2 protein-coding genes, 1 tRNA gene and 5 pseudogenes are annotated in these 5290 nt (G+C 66.7%); 3 read left to right on the forward strand and 5 right to left on the reverse strand.

Features of this window, described 5'->3' with window-relative positions:
- Positions 1–59 precede the first annotated feature (59 nt).
- A tRNA-Met gene (locus I71_RS20270) sits at positions 60–136 on the forward strand.
- Between the two features lie 293 nt (positions 137–429).
- Here the strand turns inward: I71_RS20270 and I71_RS37615 are convergent.
- On the reverse strand, positions 430–696 hold the full coding sequence (locus I71_RS37615) for a hypothetical protein (protein ID WP_148294302.1): 267 nt from the start codon (positions 694–696) through the stop codon (positions 430–432).
- A gap of 227 nt (positions 697–923) precedes the next feature.
- Between I71_RS37615 and I71_RS37620 the strand changes: the two genes are divergently transcribed.
- The gene (locus I71_RS37620) at positions 924–1124 is read left to right on the forward strand and encodes a hypothetical protein (protein ID WP_148294303.1); all 201 of its coding nucleotides are present in this window, start codon (positions 924–926) and stop codon (positions 1122–1124) included.
- Positions 1125–1400: 276 nt separating this feature from the next.
- Here I71_RS37620 and istB read toward each other — a convergent pair.
- From istB to I71_RS36225, 3 pseudogenes are all read right to left on the reverse strand, one after another.
- Positions 1401–2287: pseudogene (istB, locus tag I71_RS20280) on the reverse strand (IS21-like element ISAzs30 family helper ATPase IstB).
- Positions 2287–3570: pseudogene (gene istA, locus I71_RS20285) on the reverse strand (IS21-like element ISAzs30 family transposase). Before istA ends, istB begins: the two co-directional pseudogenes overlap by 1 nt.
- A 112-nt stretch (positions 3571–3682) precedes the next feature.
- A pseudogene (locus tag I71_RS36225) lies at positions 3683–4090 on the reverse strand (transposase family protein); the annotation flags it as partial.
- A 160-nt stretch (positions 4091–4250) separates the two neighbouring features.
- Between I71_RS36225 and I71_RS36230 the strand changes: the two are divergent.
- Positions 4251–5027, forward strand: a pseudogene (locus tag I71_RS36230) (IS3 family transposase).
- A gap of 36 nt (positions 5028–5063) precedes the next feature.
- Here I71_RS36230 and I71_RS20295 read toward each other — a convergent pair.
- A pseudogene (locus I71_RS20295) lies at positions 5064–5290 on the reverse strand (IS630 family transposase); the annotation flags it as partial.

Here is a 5290-nt window from a genome sequence, read left to right on the forward strand (position 1 = left end):
ATTCAACCAAAACGCTCATGCTGCAATCTTCATCGTCCATCGATCCACAATCAGACATCCGCGGGGTTGAGCAGCCCCGTAGCTCGTCAGGCTCATAACTGAAAGGCCGCAGGTTCAAATCCTGCCCCCGCAACCAAATTAGCCCGCTAGGCCAACGGCTTAGCGGGCTTTTCTGTATCCGGCGAATCGGGCATTCAAATCTGTGTCCGTCCCATGTCCGCCGGAAGCGTGGCGCCCGATGGCACTATATGGCGGTGTGTGTCGCCTCGGAAGGGGAGGGTGGTGACGTGGTCGGCGCTGGGCAAGGCACGCGGAGTCCGGACTGCGACCGCTCCCGCTCCGCCTTCACGACACAGGCCCGGCGGTCGGCCGTCGGCATCGGAACGGCGACCCCTCCAGACATCGCTCCACCGCCGTCCACCCGTCGCTTCAGACGGCGATCCCGCCCGGTGCGACCGCACGTCCGGGCCTGCCGCCGTCCCTACGGGGCTTGGTGGTGTAGACGGTCAGGCGGAACACCCGGGGATCACGCTCCTCCCCATTTCCGTCCAGGTCCACGCCGCTGAACTCCGCCGGGCGCACGATCACCAGCCGCGGCGCCCCGGAAGGCAGGCAGGGCACGTCGGCCAAGGCGCCCTTCACGGCCTCCGACATTAACTGCGACGGCCGGACGTGCGGGCGCTTGTAGCCGATCATCTCGGCGAGCTCGTCGGCGGTGTAGCTCCTCGTAACGTTCCTCCTGAAGCGGTCCGCCGCGGGGGAGGGCCGCCCGACGCAGGAGGGGCACGCCGAACGCCGCTCGGCAGGCGCGCACCGCCCCCAGGTCCAGGCGGACATACGACTGCGGCGCGACGGTCGCCGGGCGCAACGGCTCGGGGACGGCGTAGCTCAGCCAGCGCTCGCCATCGTAGTAGGGGGTCTCGATGGCCGGGCACCTGAAGCCCACCGGCATCGTGCGGTCCGCCCCCGTGGCGTTCCAGACGATCTCCGCCGCGGCGATCTCCTCGACCACCCTCATAACCTCGCCGGGGCGCGGCGGGCGGCCGCGGTCGGACGCCTTGAGGAACGCGGCGAGGTCGGGGAGCGCGACGCGAACGGTGGATGCGGTCGCCCCGGCGGCGTAGGCGTGCGCCAGCAGCAGGTCGGCCAACTTCAGGGCGGCGCGTGACGGGGCGCCACCGGGCAGCCTGATGTCGAGCGTCGCCCGCGCCCGCAGCACGCGGACACCGTCGCCCACAGGGTAGCCGTGGGCGGCCCACGCGGTAAGGGCCTTGGCGATGTCGCGGCGGGCGCGGACGTCCTCTGGCACGTGAATCTTCCACTCGCCCTCAAGGGTTGTAAAGGCCGAATGAAGTTTCTCCAGAACGGTCGGTCGAAAAATCCCCAGATGGTTTGAAGGGCTATGGATTGGCTTCGGTGTCGGCGCTCCTCGCTTTTGGTGGCCGCCCTCGGCGCCGTGGTGCCGGTGGCGGAGCGGTGATAGGCCGGCTGCGGTTGTTGTCCGGCATCAGTTCGGCGTGACGGCGCAGGCGGTAGCTGGCACCTTCGATCTGCACCACCACGGCATGGTGCAGCAGGCGGTCCAGCAGGGGCGGTCCAGCAGGGCGGAAGCAACGACGGTGCCGCCGAAGACATCGCCCCATTCGGAGAAGCCGCGGTTTGAGGTCAGGATCATGGCACCGCGTTCATAGCGGGCGTTGACGAGCTGGAAGAACAGGTTGCCGCCGCCGGGGATCACCGGCAGATAGCCGATCTCGTCGACGATTAGCAGCTGTGGCCGACACAGGAAGCGCAGGCGTTCCCGCAAGGTCCCTTCACGTTCGGCCTTGGCCAGCGAGCTCACGATGTCGGCCAGGGTGGCGAAGTAGACCGAGCGGCCGGCCTTGACGGCCTCCACTCCCAAAGCAAGCGCCAGGTGCGTCTTGCCGCAGCCGGGCTGGCCGAGGAAATGGACCACCTCGTGCCGGTCGACGAAGTCGAGCTGCGCCAAGGTCATGATCCGATCGCGATCGAGCGAGGGCTGGAAGGAGAAGTCGAAGCCGGTGAGCGTCTTGATGGAGAGAAGCCGGCCCATCTTCAGGGCCGCCTTGATGCGGCGCCCCTCGCGCAACGTCAGCTCTTCACCCAGCAGGGCGTCGATGGCCTCCAGAGCGGAGAGTTCGCCGCGTTCCAGCCGGCGCAGGATGTGCTCCAGCGCTTCCAAGGCGCGCGGCATCTTCAGCCCAACCAGATACTGGCGAATGCGGTCGAGGGTGGCGGGGCCGGCTTCCAGCGGCGTGGTGCTCATCACCGGCTCCCCGGCTGGTTGGCCAAGTGGCGGCCGATGGTGTCGTAGATGGCCAGCGAGCGAGGGGTGACGGTGCCGCCCTGCAGCGGTGGTGCCGGGGGCGCGGCGACCTCCCTGGGTGTCTGGCTGTTGGGCGGTGGAGGCTGGGTCCGGTGTCCGGTGGCAATGCGTCGCTGGCCTCGTCCTTCCAGCGCCGGGTGGGAGGCGACGGCTATGCCGTCCTCCAGGATGGTGACGGTGCCGGCGGTGACCTGCACCTCCACCGTCCGCCGACGGGTGCAATCCGGCACGGAGTAGAGGTTGCCGCCGACCGACACCATGCCGTCGCGGGTGACACGGCGCTCCAGGGCCAGCACGCTGTTGAAGGGGCCGGCCGGCAGCGGCTTGAGGTGGGGGCGCTCCTCGGCGAAATGCTCGGCGACGATGCGCTGGGTGGTGGCGTGGCGACGGCGGTTGGCGAGTTGATCCAGCCACTGGGTGAACTGGATGTTCAGGTCCTCGAGATTGCGGAAGCTGCGGGCCAGGAAGAAGTCCTCGCGCACGTAGCGGAAGGGCCGTTCGACTTTGCCCTTGGTCTTGGCGCGGTACGGCTTGCAGGCCTTCGGCAGGAAAGCGTAGTGGCTGGCCAGGGAGAGGAGCTTGGGATTTTAGGCAATCCCCTGGGTCGGTTGATCGGGATCTTCGATCTCGCCCAGCACGGCGGTTTTCATGCGATCGTAGAGGATCTGTTCCGGCACGCCCCCGAAGCTGTCGAAGGCGGCGATGTGGCAACGGAGCACGGTTTGCAGATCCTGGCGGGCGACGAAGCGGGCCCACATCATGCGGCTGTGGCCGAGCACCATGGAGAACAGCCAGACGATCCGCTCCACTTCGGGCTCGTCGGTGAAGGTCGTCTTGAAGAAAGCGAAATCGACCTGGGCCTGCTTGCCGGGCGGTGTCTCGAAGCGACACTCGAAGGACGGTGACGGGGTGGGACGGATGGCGCGAACCACGGCTTTCAGGATGGTATAGCCGCCGGTGTAACCGCGCTCCTTGAGTTCCCGCAGCAGGCGGCGGGTGCTGAGATCGGGAAAGGTTTGCAGGCGTTCACGCAGATAGGGCTCGAAGGGTGTGAGCAGCGTCGGCCGAGCCGGCCGAGGGGTGTAGGCGGGCGCCTCCAGTCCGCGGGCGATGTATTTGCGGATGGTCTTGCGATCCAGGCCGGTGCGGCGTGAGATCGCCGACACCGACAGGCCCTCGCGGGCGAGATCGAGAATCATGACGAGTTCCCCAAGTCTGACCACCTGCGCCCTCCCTCCGCCTCGGAGGGTGATCATGGGCGACGAGCGGCCGCAGGGCTCCGGGGCGTACGCCCCGGAGCCCTGCCGTTGCGTTAGCCTGGGGAATTTTCAGCCGCCCTTTCCGGGGAGTATCCAATCGGCACTGACAGGACAGCCGGGCGCCAGGATTTCCGCCGGCACTCAGTGCAATGGCGCGTTGCGCCTCGGCAAGCCGCCGGGTGCGCCGGACCCGAGGGGCTGCCACCGTGGGCAGCGGCTCGGCGAAGATGCGGCGGGGACAGTCCGCTGCCGCACACCGGAAGCGGCGAACCTGCAGGTGAAGTTCGCCAACCCGGCTCTGCCACGGCAGGTCGCCCAGATGTCGGGAGTACCGACTGTGGACGCGTGCGGAGGAGCGACGGCACAGCGGACAGGCAGCCGTGACAGCGCGAACATGGGCCGCCACCACGACACGATCAGCGTCGACCGTGACATGATCGACAATGAGGCCGGCTGGCAGCAGGGAAAGCAGAGATTTGGACAAGGATTCTGGTGCTCCGGAGGATAAATCGTTCCCTTTATGTGCTCACTCCCCTGCCGACCGACATCTGGCCTGCACCGGGAATGCGGATGGGCCGTGAAGTGGACCCCATTTCCCGGACAGTCGGCTAAGCTTGGTTCGCCCCGGAAGAAGGACGGACCCAATGACGGGGAAACGGAAGCGATATTCGGCAGAGTTCGAGGCGAAGGTGGCGCTGGAGGCGATCCGGGGCGAGCTGCCGGTGTCGCAGCTCGATCAGCCTGTCCAGCTACTACGGACCGGCCACAAGCGAGCCTGCCGCGAACCTGGAGTTGATGCGGCTGATCGACGAGCAGTTCGTGGAAACGCCCTGGTACGGCAGCCGGCAGATGACCCGGCATCTGCGCCGTCATGGCCATGAGGTCAACCGCAAGCGGGTTCGCCGCCTGATGGGTTCGCCGCCTGATGGCGCGGATGGGGTTGCAGGCGGTTTACCAGCGCCCGAAGACGACCGTGCCGCATCCCGAGCACAAGATCTGGCCGTACTTGCTGCGTGACATGACCATCGACCGACCCAACCATGTCTGGTGCGCTGACATCACGTACATTCCCATGCGCCGCGGCTTTCTGTACTTGGTGGCGGTGATGGACTGGGCGACACGCAAGGTCCTGAGCTGGCGGCTGTCGAACACCATGGACGTCGAGTTCTGCATCGAGGTCGTGGAGGAGGCTATGGCACGCTACGGCCGGCCGGGCATCTTCAACACCGGATCAGGGCAGCCAGTTCACCAGCCCGCGCTTCACCGGCCTCTTGACCGCGGCCGGCATTCGGGTGTCGATGGACGGGCGCGGCCGCTGGATCGATTATTACAACGCCGAACGCCCGCACCCGGCGCTCGGCGGCAGAACCCCGGCAGAGGTCTACGAGGGCTCTCCGGACCGAATCAGAATGGCGGCATAATACGAACCGGAACCAAGCTTATTCTAGTGCACTGACTCATTCAGAAGGTGCAGGCAAACGGCTGAGTTTATCGAGGATGGTGTCGGCGGGCTTGGTCCAGACGAAGGGCCTGGATGCCCTGTTGTGCTTGCGGATGTAGCGGGCGATGGCGTCCTGGAGGTCGGCCACGGACTTGAACACGCCGCGCCGGATGCTCCGTCGGGTGATGATGGAGAAGAAGCCCTCGACGGCGTTGATCCAGGAGGCTGAGGTGGGCGTGAAAT

The sequence above is a fragment of the Azospirillum sp. B506 genome (assembly GCF_000333595.1).
In the GTDB taxonomy this organism is placed as follows: Bacteria; Pseudomonadota; Alphaproteobacteria; order Azospirillales; family Azospirillaceae; genus Azospirillum.